Annotated in this window: 1 protein-coding gene; it reads left to right on the top strand. The window is 71.2% G+C overall.

Going from position 1 to position 619, the window contains the following annotated elements; translation table 11 throughout:
- Nucleotides 1-619 (top strand): lipid II flippase MurJ (locus ACFWJO_RS40075; RefSeq protein ID WP_386873266.1); only part of this gene is annotated, 619 nt, incomplete at both ends.

The raw sequence follows: 619 nt of genomic DNA, 5'->3' as shown, positions 1-619 counted from the left end.
GCGCATCCCGGGCACGGAGACCTGGAGCGCCGAGATGGCGCAGGCGGCCATCCCCGGTGTGGCCGCGTACAACATGGCGATGCTGATGGCCGTGCTGCCCCATTCGGTGTTCGTGCTCTCCCTGGCCACCGTGCTCTTCAACCGGCTGGCCCGCGCCATGGGCCGCCAGGACATGTCCGCGGTGCGGCGCACGACGGCGCAGGGTCTGCGCGCGTTCACCGTGCCGCTGATGTTCTGCCTCGCCGGCGTGGTGGTCCTGGCGGGCCCCCTGGGCCGCGTCTTCGGCTCGACGGCCGAGACGGCGATGGTGGCCGGCGTCGCGGTGGGCTCGGTCCTGCTCGCGCTGGCGCTGTCCATCCCGTTCCGCTCGGGCTCCTTCTACCTGCTGCGCGTGTTCTACGCCGCCGAGGACGCCAAGGTGCCGATGGTGGTCCAGGTCAGCGGCTCGCTCCTGATGCTGCTGCTCTCGTGGGCGGGCGCGATGCTGCTGCCGCTGTGGTCCATGGCCCTGTGGGTCGCGGTCGCCTCGTCCGTCTCGTACGTGTACCAGTTCGTCCTGACCCATGTGCTCACCGTGCGCCGGTTCGGGGACTACGGCCTCGCATCCGTGCTGCGTGCC

This window comes from Streptomyces sp. NPDC127092 (assembly GCF_042722475.1).
Taxonomy (GTDB): Bacteria; Actinomycetota; Actinomycetes; order Streptomycetales; family Streptomycetaceae; genus Streptomyces.
Note: the sequence above shows the minus strand (reverse complement) of the source record. Positions and strands in the feature narration are given on the sequence as shown.